This window comes from Flavobacterium sp. UGB4466 (assembly GCF_903469665.1).
GTDB classification, from domain to species: domain Bacteria; phylum Bacteroidota; class Bacteroidia; order Flavobacteriales; family Flavobacteriaceae; genus Flavobacterium; species Flavobacterium lipolyticum.
In genome coordinates, this window is record NZ_CAGKLC010000061.1 from 1 (window position 1) to 19,524 (window position 19,524).

Here is a 19,524-nt window from a genome sequence, read left to right on the forward strand (position 1 = left end):
ATATAGGACATACCTATTTTTTTAAGAATATTAAATATCACTTACTATTTAGAAATCTTTTCTTTAAAACAGGTCTGATTTTATTAAATCAACAGATTTTAAAACCATAACGTTAAATTACTTATTTTAGACCTGTCCAAAACTCATCAAAATGTCTTCTGAATTACAAACGAAATTAGATTACGTAAAAGCTTATCGGGAAAACCGTCTTACTGTTGCAAACGAAGTTTTAGAAAACCCACCCTTATTTAAAGAACTTGTTTCCATTTGTTTTTCCCCATCAGACAAAAACAATCACAAAGCCTGCTGGATTATGGAATTTGTTTCATACGAAGAATTGATCTGGCTGCAACCGTATCTTGATTTTTTCTGTTCGAATTTGAAAATTTTAAAAGACGAAAGTGCCATCCGCCCTATCGCAAAAATAGTTCAGTTACTCGTAAAAGCTCACTATAGCAAAATTGAAAAAGGCATTTCTCTTTCCGAAACTAATTTGCAGGATTGTATCGAAGCGTCATTTGACTGGCTTATCAATGATGTAAAAGTAGCGACCAAGGCCTACTCAATAAGAACTTTATACCTACTAGGCAACCATTATGACTGGATACACCCGGAACTGCAAGTTATTCTGAATAAGGACTATGGCAATCATTCTGCTGCTTACAAAGCCGTTGCCAAAGAAGTTTTAAAGAAAATCGAGTAGTTTTATTACGCATAAACCCTATCCAGATTGTATTAATTATATTGTTCTTAAAATTATTACCTGAAAAAATTTGTGAATTTAGTGCAATTCGTGGCAAAAAAACGATTAAAAAGTATCTTTGCAAAAACACAACTACAATGAATTATTTTTCTTCTGATTTTAAATTAGGAATATTAGGCGGCGGACAATTAGGTAAAATGCTCTTGTTTGACACCCGAAAATTTGACATCCAAACTTATGTTCTTGACCCAAGCGACGAAGCTCCAAGTAAATTTACCTGCAATAAATTCTTTCAGGGGGATTTAATGGATTATGAAACGGTTTATAATTTTGGAAAACAAGTAGATGTTCTGACTTTTGAAATCGAACTGGTTAACCTGGAAGCCCTGACACAATTAGAGAATGAAGGATTGAAAATCTATCCTTCACCTAAAACCTTAAAAGGAATTCAAAACAAAGGAATTCAAAAACAATTTTACGCGGATCACCATATCCCAACAGCACCATTTGAGCGCTTTGAAAATTTAGCAGGTCTTAAAGCTAAAATTCAAGATATAAAACTACCATTTGTCTGGAAATGCACTGAGTTTGGTTACGACGGAAACGGCGTAAAAGTAATTCGTCAGGTTTCAGATCTGGACAGTTTGCCAAATGTAGAATGCATTGCAGAAACCATGATTCCGTTTAAAAACGAATTGGCTGTTATTGTCTGTAGAAATCCATCAGGAGAAATAAAAACGTATCCGGTTGTTGAAATGGAATTTCATCCGGAAGCCAACCAGGTAGAATATGTAATCTGTCCTGCCAGAATTGAGGAGAAAGTAGCCCAAAAAGCGAGAGCGATTGCCTTAAATGTTTCGGAAAAATTCAATCATGTTGGTCTTTTGGCTGTTGAAATGTTTCAGACTAATGACGATGCTATTTTAGTAAATGAAGTAGCTCCGCGTCCGCACAATTCAGGACATTACTCGATTGAAGCCAGTTATACTTCGCAATTCGAAAATCATTTGCGTGCGATTTTGGATCTTCCCTTGGGAAATACCGACAGTAAAGTTGCCGGGATTATGGTTAATTTAGTAGGTGCCGAAGGATTTTCGGGAGATGTTGTTTATGAAAATATCGAAACCATTTTGGGATGGAACGGTGTTACCCCACATATTTACGGTAAAAAACAAACACGCCCTTTCAGAAAAATGGGGCATGTTACCATCGTAAATGAAAATATGTCAGAGGCCAGAAGAATTGCCGAGGATGTTAAGAATACGATTAGAGTGATTAGTAATTAGTTGCCGTTTTCAGCAACAGTCAACAGTCTGAAACCTGAAACAGAACAAGTAGTTTTCATTCACAGTCAACAGTTTACAACAACTTGAATCAAAAATATTACAAATGGGATTTCTTGATCTTCTTGATTTATTAAACAATGCTTCAAAGGCAGGTAAAACCCAAAATTTAACTAAAAATTACGTTGAAAAGTTTATTGATAAAAATGAATATGTTGGTGAGAGAATCAAATATTTTATTGGATTCTTATTTATAACATTGTTCTTAATTGTATTAGGTCTTGGAATTATATTTTTAATTTTTAAAACCATAAAACAGTCTTAAACAAAATAACTTCTAAATTTCAGTTTTGATCAACCTGAAACTTGAAACCTGAAACCTGAAACAAAAAAAACCTGAAACAAAAAAACAAAATGAGTTCAGTAGCCATCATCATGGGAAGTATCTCTGACATGCCGGTCATGCAGGATGCCATCGACATATTAAAACAATTTAATGTTGAAGTTGAAGTAGACATCGTTTCGGCACACCGAACGCCGGAAAAATTATTCGATTTCAGTAAAAATGCCCACACTCGCGGAATTTCGGTAATTATTGCCGGAGCGGGAGGAGCTGCACACTTGCCCGGAATGGTTGCCTCAATGTCGCCGCTTCCGGTAATTGGTGTTCCGGTAAAATCAAGCAATTCTATTGATGGTTGGGATTCGGTACTATCGATCCTTCAAATGCCAGGCGGAGTTCCTGTTGCAACAGTAGCATTAAACGGTGCTAAAAATGCCGGAATCTTAGCAGCACAAATCATTGGAAGTCACGATAAAAAAGTACTTGATACTATTATTTCGTATAAAGAAGAATTAAAAGCGGCAGTTAATAAAGCTGCTGAGAGCCTTAAATAGTTTTCAGTCTCAGTCTCAGTAAGCACTAAAAATTGAGACTGAAAACTGAGACTGAATATTCAAAAAAAATAAACTCTTTAGTCTCAGTTCGCACTGAAAACTGAGACGGAGACTGAAAACTAAAAAAAATGAGCATCTTAACACAACATTTCAATACCAAACACAATACAGCACCTTTTTCGCAGATTAAAATCGAAGATTATGTTCCTGCTTTCAACGAAGCAATTGCTTTGGCTAAAGCCGAAATTGATGCCATCGTAAACAATCCCGACGAACCAACTTTTGAAAATACCGTTGTAGCAATGGATTTTACAGGTGATGTTCTGGATCGTCTTTCCAGTATTTTCTTCAATCTAAATTCGGCAGAAACCACTGATGAGATGCAAAAAATTGCACAGGAAGTTTCTCCTTTACTTTCAGAGTTCGGAAATGACATTACCTTAAATGCAGCATTATTTGCTAAAATCAAAGCCGTTTACGAGCAAAAAGAAAAGCTGAATTTAAATCCGGAGCAAACTACGCTTTTGGATAAAAAATACAAAAGCTTCTCGAGAAACGGAGCCAATTTACCTGAGGATAAAAAAGAAAACTTACGTGAAATCGATAAAGAATTGTCGAAATTAAGTCTGCAGTTTGGCGAAAATGTTTTGGCTGAAACCAATGCTTTTGAGTTCCATTTAACCGACGAGAAAGATCTAGCTGGTTTACCGGAAGGTACAATCGAAGCGGCGAGATTATTAGCTAAAAGTCAGGAAAAAGAGGGCTGGATTTTCACTTTAGATTATCCAAGTTATATTCCGTTTGTAACGTATGCCGACAATCGTGAATTACGCAAAAAAATGGCGATTGCCTTTGGTGCAAAAGCTTTTCAAAATAACGAGTTTGACAATCAGGAGAATGTACTGGCAATTGCCAAATTACGTTTTAAAAGAGCCAATTTATTAGGGTACAAAACTCATGCTCATTTTGTTTTAGAGGAAAGAATGGCCGAGAGTCCGGAAAAAGTTTTCTCTTTCCTAAATGATTTGCTGGCTAAAGCAAAACCGGCAGCTCAAAAAGAATTTGCTGAACTAGCCTCTTTTGCCAAAGATTTGGACGGAATTGAACAATTGGAAAAATGGGATGGTGCTTATTATTCTGAAAAATTAAAACAGCAGCTTTTCAACTTAGATGACGAAAAACTGAAACCTTATTTTCAATTAGAAAAAGTTTTAGCTGGAGCTTTTACGGTTGCCCAAAAACTTTACGGATTAACTTTTACCGAAGTTTTTGATATCGACAAATATCACGAAGAAGTGATGACCTACGAGGTAAAAAATACAGAGAACAATTTAGTTGCTATTTTTTACGCAGATTTTTTCCCTAGAAGAGGAAAACGAAACGGAGCCTGGATGACCTCTTTCAAATCGCAATCTATAAAAGATGGGACAAACGAAAGACCTCATATTTCGAACGTTTGCAACTTTACAAAACCAACAGAAACCAAACCTTCGTTATTGACTTTTAATGAAGTTACTACTTTGTTTCACGAATTTGGTCACGGTTTACACGGAATGCTTGCCAACACCACTTACCCTAGCTTGTCCGGAACTTCTGTATTTTGGGATTTTGTAGAATTACCAAGTCAAATTATGGAAAACTGGTGTTACGAACCTGAGGCCTTGGCTTTATTTGCTAATCATTACGAAACGAATGAAATTATCCCGATCGAATATGTTCAAAAAATTAAAGAAAGTGCCAGTTTTCAAGAAGGTCTTGCCACTTTGCGTCAATTGAGTTTTGGTCTTTTGGATATGGCCTGGCACGGGCAAGATCCGACAGCTATTACAGATCTAAAAACTTTTGAAACAGAGCAATTTGCAAACACTCAATTATACCCTGATGTAAAAGAGAATGCAATGAGTACTGCTTTTTCTCATATTTTCCAGGGCGGTTATTCTTCAGGATATTACAGTTATAAATGGGCAGAAGTACTGGATGCTGATGCTTTTGAATATTTTCAGGAAAACGGCATCTTCAATTACGAAGTCGCTGCAAAATTCAGAGACAATGTACTTTCTAAAGGCGGAACTGAGCATCCGATGACTTTATACAAACGTTTCAGAGGTCAGGAACCAAAACCGGAAGCTCTATTGAAAAGAGCAGGATTGCTTTAAGATTTTTAGACTTCTTAACGTATTAGATATATTTAAAACCGAGGTAGAAATACTTCGGTTTTTTTGATTCGATCTAGCTACAAATACCATAAATAATTTTACTTATCTTCACCATTTTTTTAACCCATATCTTCGAAATTCAAATTGAAAAAACTTCTCAAAAAACTAATTTACCTTTTCATCATTGGGGTTATTGCAATCATTTCTGTTAATTGGTATGTTAAATCCTCAACTAGTAATTTGATTTATCACACTGTAAATAATATTCCCAAAAATGAAGTGGGAATTATTTTTGGAGCCGGAATCAACGGTGACCAGCCCAGTAAATATTTAAAAGACAGACTGGATGCCGGAATCCTATTGTATAAAACACATAAAATAGATAAAATTCTGCTTTCAGGCGACAATGGCAGAGATGAATATGATGAACTTACCGTTATGAAAACATATTGTTTCAACCACGGAGTTGACACTGCTAAAATATTTATTGATTACGCCGGTTTTGACACCTACTCAACTATGTACAGGGCCTCACATATTTTTAAAACAAAAAAAGCAACTTTAATTTCTCAGGAATATCACTTGAACAGGGCCATTTACATTGGACAAAAACTGGGAGTAGAATCAATTGGATTTTCTGCCAACAAAGGAGAATATCTGGGATATCCATATGTAACTTTTAGAGAATACGGTTCTATTTTTAAGTCTTTTTTTGATGTTTTAAGAAATCGCGAGCCTCGTTTTTTAGGAAACGAAATTAATATTAATGGTGTTTCCAATTATTCAAAAGAGGATAAACGATAACAAACACTTTTTTTGCTTCCCAAAAAAATTCTAACACTATCTTTTTAAAGAAAAATGACTTCTAATCTGTTTTGCAATACCTGGGTTATTTATTTCTTCATAAGTTAGAACAAACCAGTAATCTGAAGCAAAAACAGGACTGTTCCTATAAGTACCATTCCATCCCGGAGTATCTTTAGTCAAACGAGTGATGAACTTACCATATCTGTCAAAAATATCGATCTCTAATTTATTAAAAATCTCCAAATTATTTACATGCCAGGTATCATTATATCCATCACTATTAGGCGTAAAAAACTTAGGATAATCCCATTCGGTTAACTCAGGTTTTTCTAACTCACAATCTTCTTTGTTTAAAAAAATCACTTTTGCCAGAGGCGAAAATAAATAACATCCTTTACTGGTAATAATATTAACGGTATAATTTCCTTCCTGAGTTGCAACATAAGTATTCGTATTGGCTCCGAAGATAGCAGTATCATCAACTTCCCATTGATAAGACTTAATGATATGATTGGAAGGAATATTCACCTCTAAAACAGTACTGTCCCCTTTGCAAATCATTAGATTTCCTTCAATTACAGCCTCTACTAACACTGTATTCTCTTCAATAATCAGAACGTCATCCATTAAAAGACTACAACTTCTTGTTGAAATTTTGGTTAATCGATAAGTTCCCACCGGAGCCGGAGACTCTATTACTATAAATAAACCTTTACTATCAATAGTCACCGGAGATTGAACTATCCCATTTAATTCATAATCGATTGTAAATGGCCCCGAATCTTTACTTGTAATTTCTACCTGAATACCTGAATTCTCTCCTAAACAAGAATCTCCCCCATATTTGACTAATTTAGCGTTTGCAGTAAATGGTTCTTCATTATCAATCACAAGAATATTATCTAATGAAAAGCGGCATCCTCTAGTTGAAATTTCTGTAATTTGATAGATTCCGGCCTGAGCTGGAGCTGTTACTAATGTATATAAACCCACATCCTCTATAGTTACAGGAGATTGCAGTATTCCGTTAATTTCATACTCTATTACAAAAGGACCTGAATCGGGGCTCGTAATTTCTACCTGTACTCCTGAATTTTCTCCTAAACAAGCATTCCCTCTGTATTTAATTAGGCTCGCACTGGCTTTAGGGGGTACTCCTCCATAAATAATTAAAGTATCATCCAGTAAAAAATCACAACCCCCAACTGAAATTTTTGTTAATCGATAAGTTCCAACATTTGCCGGAGCCATTATTAATCTGTGCAAACCTGCACTACTTATCGTTACAGGAGATTGACCGATTCCGTTAATTTCATATTCTATTTTAAATGGTCCCGATTTTGTACTTGTTATGTTTACCTGAATCCCTGAGCCTAACCCTGAACAAGAAACTCCTCCATATCTCATTAATTTAGCACCGGCTGATACCGGAATTCCTTTATCAATAACAATGGTATCGTCAAGCACCGAATTACATCCGCCTGTAGAAATTTTAGTCAATCGATAAGTCCCTTCCTTAGCCGGAGCCACTATTAAGGAATACAAACCTGTATTGTTTATTGTTACGGGAGATTGAGCCACTCCGTTTATTTCATATTCTATTGTAAAAGGACCGGATCCGGTACTTCTTATTTCAACCTTGACCCCCGCTCCTGTTCCCGTACATGTTCCTCCTCCGTCTTTAACTAATTTTGCTGATATTGCAACTCCAACATTTTTTATTTCTATAGGCTCGCACACAACTTCTCCGGCAGAATTAGCATCACTGATCGCAATAATAGCATATGTTCCTTCTGACAAGGATGCCGGATTTATCGAATAAGGATTTTGTGAAGTGGTTATTTCGGGATAAACAATTTCCGGAGATACATCTGTTCTCTTATAAGTAAATTTATAGGGAGCTGTCCCTGAGAAATAAACCGTTAATCCTAAATCTTTTCCGCAACCTCCGTCAAATCCTTCCATTCTGGCTGTAGGAGCAAAACAACCGTTTGATTCGTTACCATATGTTTCAGACATTCCTTTTTTAGGATCAAAGGCTGGTAAAAAGACAACTATTGCTTCTACTACATCATGCATCTGGTATCTGAAAGATATAGAATTCCCTCCATTGATACGATCAAAAACGGGTTTGATTGTGGCTCTGAAATTTGCTTCTGTTACTCCGAAAGCAGCATAAAACGGCGTAACTTTTTTTATATACTCGTCTACGTCACTCCATTCAATTTGTGAGTCATAAAATCCTCTAAATGTATGAGCCGATCTATCGGTTACTCCCCAAATAGCAGCATCAGTCCAGCTGATATCTGCGACCCTGTCGTCTAATACTTTTGTCAGCCTGTTAATTTGTTCTGCATAAAGCCGGTCCAGGCCGGAAGGTGAAGCCGGAGAGATATAATCCATCAAATTTGTTGCAGCGACAGCATTCGCACGATTTTTAACAAAAACAGGTTCAAAAGCACCACTATTCATTCCCTGATTATAAGCCAAAGCTAAAATTTTAACCGCTGCGTAAGGATCTTTTGAGTCTTTTATGAACCCTATAGGATTCCAGCATTTAACATATTGCCAAAAAGCAATATTTCTGTAATCATGATACATTTTTATAATAGACTGAAACTCAAAACTTGCCCCTATGACCGGATCGCCTATAAAACTATTCTTAGAAACCTGAGGTATAAAACAAGGATAGTTCATAAACATCTCCATCCAGCTTCCTCCCATCTCTTGCTGAAAATATCCTGCCGCAACCTTGCCTGTGGTATCATAACAATTGACTCCACCATTAATTAAATCCTGATTTGGGTATTTTTTTGTAACCCAACTTGGAGCAATAAGTTTACTCCCTTCGCAACCTGCATTTATTTCCTGAATCGTTGTTGCAAAATACTCATTGATACTCATCGCCTCAAATCCCATCAGGTTTGTAAACAAACTGTGAGAAACGGCCATACCAATAGCCCAGCCTTTTCTGTTTTCGGGAATATAAACATCTACTCGTTCACCCCACGCCCAAACCGAGCCTTCGCCGATTTTTATTTCATTACCATTAGGTCCCGCAGGCTTTATGGCGCAGATACTGCTAAAACTTTTTTCGCACTTAAAATTCTCGGTAGCTGGTGGGGTATAGCAAGTAATTCCTTTTATAGGAGTACCATTTAATGTACCCTGGCCCGGCGGAAACATTCCCGGCACATAATTCATCGTGACACTATAAGTTGTAGTACCAACCGGCAGAACATCTCCCCAGGTAGTTTTTTTAAGCTCAACTATACCGTTATTTCCGTTTTGAATGACATCCATTCCGGACCACATGACAACATTAGAAACTCCTTTCCAATTGAAAACAAAGCTATAGTCCGGTATGGAAGTATTCGTTTTATTGTGAACTTTAAAATCCAAAACAATCGTGTTTCCATGCTTACCTGTCATACAAAACTCATAACTTACTTGAGAATATGCGTTATTTAGGTTCAACAAAAAAAACAGTAAAAGAAATTGTATTTTGTAAAACTTCATCATTATTTATCTGTATTTTAAAGGATCACGAAACAATTCATTTTCGATCAGCATAAAGAATTAGATGACCTAACGAATTTAATTCCGTTAGCCAACTTCATTTTTCAGGAAATTGAATATTATTTAATCCTAAAAATTAACCAGCTTATACGATTTTCTTTGTCCCAAATTATCGGTTATGACTACAATAAATAGCTGCTTAGTCAGGAAACTTCTATCTTCTAACCATAAATTTCTATGGTTTTGACTGTTTTTATAGCTTAGTACAGATTGCCCAAGAATATTGTAAACCTCAACATGGTCAATTTCTGTTGCTTCATTATGTACAGCTATTTCCAATACATTATTTTTAAAATGGGCAATTATATTTTTATCACCCGTTTTATCAAAATGATCTACTGAAAGTGATTTACTGAAGTAGTCGTGATACTTATTAGAAAACTCATACCCGCTGCCACAACTGGCATCCCAATTGATAGACCAGGTCATAACTCCTCTCATTTGCGGCTGCAAAGAAGATTTCATGGTATATTTTCTTCCGGAATAGGTAGTCCCAAATCGTAAGTAATTAAAAGCATCAATCCCTTTGTCAGGTGTGAGATATCCTCCTGCCGGTGCCGCTCCCGGACAAGCCGGAATTGCAATAACTATTTTAGAAGCCGGCAATGGTGGAAAATAAAATCCTGTAGAGGCTACATTGAATCCTTTCATTAACATATCTGACATGGCTACTAAAAAATCCGGAGTGGCTTGAGAATAGGCTGTGTTATCTAAAGCATTTAAAGATCCGGTGTTATACAATTGCACCATCAAAAGATCCAGCTCATTACGCAAATTATGAATTACCGGCAAAAAAGATCCGGCTCCATCTCCATACACCGAATATCCAACTTGTACATAATAGGTTTCCGGAGCAGCAGTTAAAATAAAACCTGTTCCATAATAAGCCTTTAATTCCTTGAAAGCATCAATTACATTCTTAAGTTTTGGGTAGGCCGAAATCGCCGAATAAGAAAAATCTTTTAGCGCTCCTGCTCCAAAATTCATAGAACCACCTTCAAAATCAATATCAACACCATCAAAATTATACTGATCAACAATCGCTTTTATTCCGTTTACAAAAATATTTTTTTGGTTAATGGTGTTTAGTACAACATGACCATTCTGTCCACCAATTGACACAATTACCGGAATACCTTTATCCCTTAAGCTCTTGATATCATTTTTTAACAATTGCGGATCAAAGACTCCATTAGTAAAAAATCTTGGTTCATTTACTACTAAAACCGGAGTATAACCATCTCTATTCACCGTTTCTATAAATGAATAAACAACAACATTGTATTTCTTGTCTGCAATTTGTCTAAAGTACAAAAACGGCGCACTTGTGTTCTCCCATCCATGTGCATAACCAACAATAACTTTAGCTGGCAACGGATTAAACTTTGAGTTAACAATAGTAATCGATTGATTCAATAAATTCTCACCGCCTTTATTATCAATTGCTTTTACAATTATTGGATATTCTTTATAGCTACTAGGAGTAAAAGTATAGCTATACGTGTCTCCAGAACCTTTTATCATAGGAAAATAAGTTCCGTTTACATTTACTGCAACACTTGAAATTGTACCATCTCTATCTGTAACATTAACACTTATTGAAACTGGCTGAAAACCGGAAGCTTGATTGACTGTATTAGATGCAGGTGTAAGCCAGGTAATTTCCGGCAATACATTTGGACATGCTGTACCTGAACATTGCAAATAAAATGGAAAACTATTTTCGGCTGTAGCATTATTAGAGGCTGTAGCTGTAGCTTTTAGCGTGTAATTTTTATTAAAATCAGCTACTGCCGGTGTCCATGTTGCCGTATACTCTATACCTGTTGTAGGCGTTCCTGTAATATTTAACCCATTTACATTAAATACAACCGATGCTATTGTAATCTTTCCATCATCAGTAGTCATGCTTCCATTTGCTTTAAGCTGAATAACTGCTCCGGGAACTATAGTAAGATTTGCAGCAGACGGGCTCGTAATTGTCACTTGAGGGGCAGCAGCACTTGAATTAAAGTTATATTCTTTTGACGAAACCGGAATTGGCAAATTGGCCAGATCTGTAGGATAATAAACAACAGAGTTGTTATCCCAGGCATTCATTTTTAAACTTGAAATGGTGGTATAACCCGAAAATATTGCATTGTCAAAGCTATATTTTCCATAGGCATCTGTTGTAGCAACAAAGGTAGCATAAGGATGTGTACTATCTGTCCATGGAAGATTTAGTTCAATTTTTGCACCTGCGATTGGCACAGAACCATTTTTGACCATTCCGCTTATTTTATTAGTTGGAGTGGCATTTTGATTAAAATCTAAAACTTTGTTTTCACTTAACGCACTGTATAAAGTAGAAACTGGTGAAAATGTCATTCCTGTTTTGGCAGCAGTAATGGTATAGTCTGCTCCTGCTGTTAAACCGCTTATCCTATAAGCTCCTTTTGAATCTGAAACTCCAGTAACATTGGCTGTTGCCGAAGCTACAGTAACGGTTACTCCGGAAACTGCCGTAATACCATTTAGCACGGTTCCCGTAATGGTATAAAGAGGTTGTGTACCCTGTATAACAATACCGGTTTGGTTGGCAGTAACATTTGTTAATTTTACCGGCGTAAAAGTATAGGAAACCTTTAAAGCTGTAACCGCATAATTTGCTCCTGAAACTACTTTAGTAAAAGTAAAATTCCCATCTGAGGATTTAACGGTTTGTATAACGGCATCATTCTCATCTTTTAGCTGAACTGTGACATCCGAAACCAAATTGGTACCCATTTTTGCAGTACCACTAATGGTTAAAGTTCCCTCAACGGCAACCTTAAAGGAAGCATCTATCTGATTTAATAATGCATTAGGTACAGCACCTCTGGTATCCTGAGACAACTCCCAAACCATACCTCCGGCAAGGTTTTTAGACGTTATATATTTAGCTTTAAGATCCATCGATTGTTTATCTTCGTAAGAGATAAACTGTTTTAATGTCGAGTTGTATAAATAAGGAACTTTGGTGGTGTTATCCCAATATCGTACCCATCCTGCCGAAGCTGCCTTTGGTGTAACCATCATGGTATTCGGATCTAAATAAGGATGCGGAGTGGTTACGGAATTCCCTACTAAATCGCAAATTTCAATACTTCCTGAATTTTCACATGGAGAACCCGTATCCCACGTTCCAAGAGGAGGCTGCGGATTTTTACAGGCCGAAAGTACATCTCTTGGTGCAGCAACGAATAGTCCGGGTAAATTAGGATTGGTTCCATTATTGGCCACATGATCAAATTTTTTTCCATAAAAAGGCAATCCCATGATTAATTTATTGGCAGGGAAACCAACTACGTTCAAATATTGAGTAGTTAATTCATCTAATGATTCCGACTGCTCTGCACCATAAAGCGGATCGTTTGTGTTTCCGCTTGCATACAATGGCGCATTGTAACAGGTTTTATCGAACCAGTTTCCACCGAAATCATAACCAAAAAAAGTAATATAATCGCAATAGGTCGAAATATCTTCTGTCATTCCGAATTGGGCTCTGTTGTTTGGTCCAAGATATTGTTTGGATACATTTCGAACATTGTTCCCAGCCGCGATTGTAATTAATTTATTTGGCATTGCCTGACGCATTGCCTTTAATAAATAAACTAAATTTTTGTTGTCGTCGGGACTGTATTTTTGAGGAGGAACCGGGGCACCATTAAGAATCTCTGTACCATCTGTACCTCCTGATAGCGGATATTCCCAGTCGATATCAAATCCGTCAATAAAGGGATAAGTAGCAATGAATTTTACCATATCTGCAGCCAAAGCAGCTCTTGCCACAGGACTTGCAGCAATTGGAGAAAGATCCTGACCTTTGGTCCATCCTCCAACAGAGATTAAAACTTTCAAATGAGGATACTTTTCTTTTAACTTCATCAAGCCATAAAAGTTTCCTTTCACGGGAGCATCCCACGGAATTCCGTCTTCCATATGCTCAAAATCGGCATAGGTATCCAAACATTGTAATTTTGTATTCTCCGGACGGGCAGGATCATAACTTGTACCGTAAAAAGAATAATTTAAATGTGTCAATTTACTTCCATCTATCTTAGAGACATTAAAATCCCTGCCATAAATAGCCCATTGCGCATAATACCCTACTACTTTTTTATTATGACTCGGCTGAGAAAATAATAAGATTGGAAATAAAACTGAAAATAAAAATAGTAAGTAGTATTGTTTCATAACTTTTTTTTTCAAAATTAAAGCTATGTTATAGAATTAACTTTCACAGTGTTACAATTGGCTAATTACATGTAATAATTAGCAGCTTACGCCGAAGCACTTAATATTTGGCAGGGAAATTTTCTGCTTCAAAAAAAAGACTGCTTTGTCGAAACATTATAAAATGTGAGGTATTTCTTTTTAAATTCGCCGTTATAGTGAAAGTTTGGAATAAATAATAAAGTTTGAAACGATACCTGCAAAAGGATTTTTTACGGCTTTAAGAAATTAACAAGGTTTGCAGGTTTGTGCCCGCAGGATATTGTTTCCCCCATGCTTCCTCATTTGAACTCCAGCCCTTATCTACATCAAATGTGACTATTCTGGAATCATTCATCAAATCAAAATCAACCAATATTCCCGGACTTTGCGAAATAAGCATTACCGTATTGTTTTGAGGATTGTTGTCACTAAACATTAAGAAAGCTTTATTGTCAGGAGCAACCTCGATATTTTGCTTCCCGAATGTTTTAAACGTACAGCTGCCATAGTATTGACCGTCATTGGAACTATAGATACAAATTCCAGTGGCATACACTGTACCGGAATCATTTTGAATGAGTACTGTTGAGTTGTCATTATTGGTATCTACTGACATAGCTCCAAAATCCTGAATCAGCAATCGTTGTTTTAATTCTATTTTATAATTTGTTCCCCCTATACTGCTTCTTGAAGTTGATCTTGACATCAATCTATCAGTCTCCGGTTGTGGAATGTATATGGTTTGATTTTCTATAATCTCACTGGTAGATGCATAAGCACTAAGACGATATTCCCATTCGATCATTACCGATCTGAGGAAATTTTTGGTCACGCTCCAGCACAGAGGCCTGAACTGTGAAACATTTCTGGACCTTGAGGCCAGAAAACAGCATAAACTATAGTTTCCTTTATTTAATACCTCAACGGTTTCCTGAGAGAAGTTAATTATTAGTCTATTGGTCATCCTGTTTTTTTAAATTAAAATTGAAACAAAAGAATTACTCCTCATCCAAATTCAGATGAAGAGTAATTCAAACAACACTACCCTATATTATTACTTGCTTCTTTCGCTTAGTTCTTTCTCTCTGCTACTGGTGTTTTCAATCAATAGCTTTTTCAAATCTGTATAAGCATTAAAGTTTTGCAACCAGGTACCTCCATCTGCTTCCCAGCCCTCATTTACTGTATAATCAACATCACGTGAGTCCGAATCGGTAAGATCAATAAAGGCACCGGCCGACATTGCTTTGGTGATTACAGTCGCCGTTTCTATCTTCTCTGTTGAAAAAATAAGCGCTATTTTAGTAATTGGCGTGATCACTCTGGCAGACCCTGCTCCTAAAATTGGAAATGCACACAAAATGTTTGATTTCCCATTTACTAACTGATTAATACCAATTGTAAAACGCTGTTTATCCTCGTTTAAAAAAGATACTGTTCCCGGATAACCGTTTTTACTCTTTGTGATATTACCGGAACCCTCTTCAATAGTTACCAATTGACCTAAATCGACTTTGATTGTATTACTCGCTTCAATTAGAACCTGAGGTGCTACCGTACTTGTTGAATTGTAAGCCTGAAAGTCTTCCTGCCAGGTAATTTTAGTTTTGGTCAGTAATTTTTCTGCCGGTAAATGAAACCATACGGTTGGAGAACCATCACCTGATGCTGATACTGATTTAAATCCGTATAAAGAATACCCCTCAGCTTTTAAAATTTTTACATCATCAGGACTAATATTAACTGTTGTTGTGAAAGTTGACATAATTTATTTGTTTGTTTGGCCCTACTCATGAGGCTTTTCGGGTAACGCCTTACATTATTTTCTGAATGCAAACAGTTCGTTTTTTAAAGTGGGATCTGCTCCACTCTTTTTGATACCCTATTTTTAAGAAGCAAACCAAATCATCCGCAAACGCAAACTTTACTTATTTTGTAAATGTTGCAGTGCTTCCCGCTTTAGCTGTACAAGTACGGCCTGTCATGTTGCTGCCATTATCTAAACCTACCATATAGTGGTCTCCTACTTTAATAAATTCTGCGGGGTCAATACCCGTAACTCTTAAATCTATAGCGTTAATAGCATCATTACTTCTGCCTGTAGCCACTGGTTTGGTTCCAAGCTCATTTTTAATTAATACATCAATCATAATTCTGGTTTTTAAATTAAACAATAAGAGTTGTGACTTTTATCATAGTAACCTTACAACGAAATTCAAAACATTTGTGGTCACTGCTCTTTTCAAGATTGTCCTTTCTTCCTGCGTCAGTAAAACAACCTGTGTCCGTATCAATCAAGCTGTATTTTTCTTTTTTCTTTGAGATAAAAATCCCATTTACATTGTTGAGACGAATTACATTTTTGCCTTACTATTGATTTTCTCATTTTTGCGATCTGCAGTATCCCTCCATGAGTTTTTTAGATTCAGGTAGTACAATCCTTAATTCTAATAAGTCAAAATTATCTGTTTATTCCTGCTTTTATTTGTACAGAATAAGCTACTTTTTGTCAATTTGAATCATAACACTTTTCTTAATAAATTAACAAATGGAAATAAATGGTTATCTGTATTATACTTACTTGGTGGATAATTAAAATTCTGTTTGAAAACACGGGAAAAATGAGCGATATCAAAGAAGCCGGCAAGAGAGGCTGCCTCAGTAACTGATTTCTTTTGTACCACTAATACCTCAGCAGCAAATTGAAGGCGTATATCACGTAACAGGCGTATAGCCGGAAATCCAAATAATGATTTCACCTTGCGGTTAAGATTTGACGGACTCATAAAAAGTTTCGCTGACAGCATCTCCATACAGAATGCCTCGTTATCAAGATTATCGATAACGATGATCAGTAATTTCGCCAGCCATTTGTATTCTTCTTTTAACTGAATCAGCTTGTTAAAACACTCATTGCTTAAAGGAATTTTCCAATCCTCCTCTTTAAATCCTGTAATCAAACAGTTATCGCGATATGCTGAAGGAGAAAGTCCAAACTCTTGTTTGAATTTACGACTGAAAGTGGCCACACCACTAAAACCGCAATAAAGAGCCGTTTCTTCAATGGAGTATTTATTGGTTTCTAAAATATCTTTGGCCAACTGCATCCTATAACACAAAATGAGTTTCCCTGGCGAGAAACTCATTTGATTTTGCACTTTACGGTTAAGCTGTGCTCTACTGATCTTCAATTGATCTGCTAATTGGGAAACACCAAAAGAAGGGTCCGTTTTTTTTCTTGCATGATGGCATCAATCTGCCTTAAAAAATTTTCGTCCGATAAACTAACGCTTTTTTCAATCTCAAGTTCTTTCATAGTTTGTACGCTTTAAATAATACTTTATCATGTTTAAATAAAGACAAGCCGAGAAAAAGAACTGTAAAACAGAAAAACATTTAAAAACCAACTAAAAAAATAGTGTCGAACTAATTTTCAAAAAGGGATGTTCCATACTGTTTGGGGGGCAGCATACTAAATCTATGGCTTTTATATCTTTATCTGTTCAAAACTAAACGAGCCATTCAATTTAACACCGGAAAATGTCACGAGATCTCTATATGATGGCACGAAAACAAATAAATCAGTCATAAGATTTTTCTTAATGCTGTAATTGTAAAAGTCTCTAAAACTTATATTTTTTTTGCGAACTGTTCGCTGGTCAGAAACTCAAACCGGAAGTTTATTGAAAAGAGCCGGATTACTGTAAGATTATTAGATATATTTAAAACCGGGGTAGAAATGCTTCGGTTTTTATGATTCGATCTGACTACCAATACCAAAGATAAATTTACTTATCTTCAACATTCCTTTTACAAAATTAAAAGCCGGTAACTAAAATTTAGTTCCGGCTTTTGTTGAATTAATTTATTTTTCTTTTAAGCAAATCTTTCGTCTTTGTAGACAATGGTATTATATGAGTAAACACATGACTCAGACTATCTGGTTTTACACTATTTCCACCACTGTGACAAAAAAAGCAGGACGCAACTGATTTGTAATTTCCATCCGGAACAGAATTGGAGCTTGGAGACTGAAAGAAGGTTTCCATAGTACTATTTGCTAATCGCCCAGTTCCAATTGCGTCTCCTTTATTTCCACCGTAAGGATATGAATTACCATTGGGCCCTGCACCACCAAAAGTCCAGGTTGCACCTATTAGTAAATAATTCTTTCTTATATCATTACCAACCAACATCTTACGTATACTGTTATTAATAGCAATAACTTCACTATTCGAATCTGCAGGAGTTCTATTCTCTTGATTAGGAACAGTATCAGAAGCAACTCCCCAAGCCATCACTCTTTTTATATTAGGCTTGTCTATCGTTGAGTCAGTAATTTCAATTGTATTGTTTTTAACGGTCATCTTCTGCGTATTTTTTGTTGTATCGTCGGCATTAACATTAAAGAGCCAGTCTTTTCCTCCATCCGCTTTTACTTGCTTGATTTTACCATTAACATCTCTATAAGAATACGCTTCGTTTGGTGCATTTTTTTGGTGTTCAAAAGTTGCCCAGATCATTTCAGGATGTCCTGCAACACTTCCTACGATGTGCATTCCAACCAACGCCAGTGTTGCTGTTGTGGTTTTATTTGTTAGCTTCCACAACTTAGGGTCTGATTTGTCGTATACAGGAATCTTAGCTTTGATTGTAACATAACTCTCCGGATTTGGTAAATCCTTTACTTCTACCCATGATGTTTTTAATTCTATTGCCAAAGCATCCGGATCCGGTGGAGCGGCAAAACCGCTGCTCTTTGCATAGGCAAGAATACTATCTCTAGCACTGGCTGTAGTAGGAAACTGATTACCATTTAATTTCTTGTTTTGTACACCCGTCAGGAAATAAGCATAAACATCGTTTACCATTGTTATGTAATACACCAGTGATTTATTTACCGCAACTAACGCTCCGTTAGAACCAGCCTGTCCTTGTTCTGTATCAATTACATCTCCCTTTGCATCCAGAAACAAAGTTTTATTATCTTTAGTTGTAAACTCCTGTACAATGTTTTCACGATGGCCTTTAGTATCTATTATCGCTTTAGGCTTAGAAATAGCTTTCCCTTTTGTATCTATAAAAGAATGCACCCCATTGGCATTGGCAATAACCCCACCTACTATCACAGATTTATTTGACGCATCTTTAACCGCTTCATTTTTACTTTGAGGTTCTACTTCAAATGCTCTTCCTTTTTTATCAATTATAATTGGAAGTCTGTTTGGTCCTGTTTGGCTAATATTGCTCACAGCACTCAATAAAGTATTTGGTTTATGTGGTGTTAAAACACGTTTTTTGGTAACCGGATCTTCTGCAGAAACATTATAGAAAACGGGAGATTCTATTACAGTGCCACCACCTTTATAGTCACCGTCGGAAACTGGAGAAGTAATCCATAAAAACATTTGCTCAGACCATTTATAAAAATCGCAATTATTTCTATGTGGAAAATCAACACTGTTTGCAGGTTCAACAAGTCCATTTTCGGTAATTTTTTTTGTTTTAAACCAGGACTTGAATTCCTCTTCTGAAACACTGCATGAATCCTGTACATCTTGTGGCAGATATTCGTAATCGGAATCAACCTTTGCTAGTATATCATTTTTTTTGCACCCAAGGATTAAGATGGCAAAAACCGCGATAACCATAACTGTTGTTTTTATATTTATTTTTTTCATGATTTGGTGTAGTTAATGGGTGTTTCTTTTGTTTGTTTTTTTTGAATCGTCTGAAGTTTTTAATTATCAGAACCTCTTTTAACAAAAAACCGCCCGAAACAGGCGGTCATTAGATTTCAATGGAATAAGATTTTTTTCTTAATTCAGTATTCCTGTATTGAATTGTTTGGGGAGAATTT

General features: G+C 36.2%; 13 protein-coding genes. 6 read left to right on the plus strand and 7 right to left on the minus strand.

All coding sequences use genetic code 11. The features are described from left to right. Nucleotides 1-151: 151 nt before the first annotated feature. The 6 genes from JO950_RS14525 to JO950_RS14550 all read left to right on the plus strand — a co-directional run bounded on the left by JO950_RS14525 (nt 152) and on the right by JO950_RS14550 (nt 5,843). A complete protein-coding gene (locus JO950_RS14525) occupies nt 152-703 on the plus strand; it encodes a hypothetical protein (protein WP_202703306.1) in 552 nt (183 codons plus the stop codon). Between the two features lie 137 nt (nt 704-840). After that, nucleotides 841-1,989 (plus strand): 5-(carboxyamino)imidazole ribonucleotide synthase, encoded by a 1,149-nt coding sequence (locus JO950_RS14530; RefSeq protein WP_202703307.1) that lies wholly within the window; start codon nt 841-843, stop codon nt 1,987-1,989. A gap of 103 nt (nt 1,990-2,092) precedes the next feature. Further along, nucleotides 2,093-2,311: a hypothetical protein gene (locus tag JO950_RS14535; protein WP_202703308.1), complete on the plus strand. Its 219-nt coding sequence runs from the start codon at nt 2,093-2,095 to the stop codon at nt 2,309-2,311. Nucleotides 2,312-2,400: 89 nt separating this feature from the next. Next, nucleotides 2,401-2,883, plus strand: a complete 483-nt coding sequence (gene purE, locus JO950_RS14540; protein ID WP_202703309.1) for a 5-(carboxyamino)imidazole ribonucleotide mutase — start codon at nt 2,401-2,403, stop codon at nt 2,881-2,883. A 128-nt stretch (nt 2,884-3,011) separates the two neighbouring features. Beyond that, nucleotides 3,012-5,039 carry a M3 family metallopeptidase gene (locus JO950_RS14545; RefSeq protein ID WP_202703310.1) on the plus strand — a complete coding sequence of 676 codons (2,028 nt, stop codon included), beginning with the start codon at nt 3,012-3,014 and terminating at the stop codon, nt 5,037-5,039. A gap of 240 nt (nt 5,040-5,279) precedes the next feature. Next, the gene (locus JO950_RS14550; protein WP_237732360.1) at nt 5,280-5,843 is read left to right on the plus strand and encodes a vancomycin high temperature exclusion protein; all 564 of its coding nucleotides are present in this window, start codon (nt 5,280-5,282) and stop codon (nt 5,841-5,843) included. A gap of 36 nt (nt 5,844-5,879) precedes the next feature. On the opposite strand, the gene JO950_RS14555 is transcribed toward JO950_RS14550, so the two are convergent. The 7 genes from JO950_RS14555 to JO950_RS14585 form a co-directional block, all read right to left on the minus strand. Next, on the minus strand, nt 5,880-9,278 hold the full coding sequence (locus JO950_RS14555; RefSeq protein WP_202703312.1) for a T9SS type B sorting domain-containing protein: 3,399 nt from the start codon (nt 9,276-9,278) through the stop codon (nt 5,880-5,882). A gap of 216 nt (nt 9,279-9,494) precedes the next feature. Continuing rightward, a complete protein-coding gene (locus JO950_RS14560; protein WP_202703313.1) occupies nt 9,495-13,643 on the minus strand; it encodes a glycosyl hydrolase family 18 protein in 4,149 nt (1,382 codons plus the stop codon). Nucleotides 13,644-13,902: 259 nt separating this feature from the next. Next, on the minus strand, nt 13,903-14,628 hold the full coding sequence (locus tag JO950_RS14565) for a hypothetical protein (RefSeq protein WP_202703314.1): 726 nt from the start codon (nt 14,626-14,628) through the stop codon (nt 13,903-13,905). Nucleotides 14,629-14,718: 90 nt separating this feature from the next. Next, nucleotides 14,719-15,429 (minus strand): hypothetical protein, encoded by a 711-nt coding sequence (locus tag JO950_RS14570; protein WP_202703315.1) that lies wholly within the window; start codon nt 15,427-15,429, stop codon nt 14,719-14,721. A 163-nt stretch (nt 15,430-15,592) separates the two neighbouring features. Then, nucleotides 15,593-15,814 carry a hypothetical protein gene (locus tag JO950_RS14575; RefSeq protein ID WP_202703316.1) on the minus strand — a complete coding sequence of 74 codons (222 nt, stop codon included), beginning with the start codon at nt 15,812-15,814 and terminating at the stop codon, nt 15,593-15,595. 369 nt (nt 15,815-16,183) lie between these two features. Continuing rightward, entirely contained in the window at nt 16,184-16,855 is a 672-nt protein-coding gene (locus tag JO950_RS14580) for an AraC family transcriptional regulator (protein WP_237732361.1), read from the minus strand. Nucleotides 16,856-17,524: 669 nt separating this feature from the next. Beyond that, complete coding sequence (locus tag JO950_RS14585; protein ID WP_202703317.1) at nt 17,525-19,345, minus strand: hypothetical protein; 1,821 nt, start codon at nt 19,343-19,345, stop codon at nt 17,525-17,527. Between the last annotated feature and the right edge of the window lie 179 nt (nt 19,346-19,524).

Bases quoted from the DNA above. Each gene is read 5' to 3' on its own strand.
- JO950_RS14545 (WP_202703310.1), top strand. From the start codon at position 3,012: ATGAGCATCTTAACACAACATTTCAATACCAAACACAATACAGCACCT.
- JO950_RS14570 (WP_202703315.1), bottom strand. From the start codon at position 15,429: ATGTCAACTTTCACAACAACAGTTAATATTAGTCCTGATGATGTAAAA.
- JO950_RS14585 (WP_202703317.1), bottom strand. From the start codon at position 19,345: ATGAAAAAAATAAATATAAAAACAACAGTTATGGTTATCGCGGTTTTT.
- purE (WP_202703309.1), top strand. From the start codon at position 2,401: ATGAGTTCAGTAGCCATCATCATGGGAAGTATCTCTGACATGCCGGTC.
- JO950_RS14535 (WP_202703308.1), top strand. From the start codon at position 2,093: ATGGGATTTCTTGATCTTCTTGATTTATTAAACAATGCTTCAAAGGCA.
- JO950_RS14565 (WP_202703314.1), bottom strand. From the start codon at position 14,628: ATGACCAATAGACTAATAATTAACTTCTCTCAGGAAACCGTTGAGGTA.
- JO950_RS14560 (WP_202703313.1), bottom strand. From the start codon at position 13,643: ATGAAACAATACTACTTACTATTTTTATTTTCAGTTTTATTTCCAATC.
- JO950_RS14530 (WP_202703307.1), top strand. From the start codon at position 841: ATGAATTATTTTTCTTCTGATTTTAAATTAGGAATATTAGGCGGCGGA.
- JO950_RS14525 (WP_202703306.1), top strand. From the start codon at position 152: ATGTCTTCTGAATTACAAACGAAATTAGATTACGTAAAAGCTTATCGG.
- JO950_RS14555 (WP_202703312.1), bottom strand. From the start codon at position 9,278: ATGACAGGTAAGCATGGAAACACGATTGTTTTGGATTTTAAAGTTCAC.
- JO950_RS14575 (WP_202703316.1), bottom strand. From the start codon at position 15,814: ATGATTGATGTATTAATTAAAAATGAGCTTGGAACCAAACCAGTGGCT.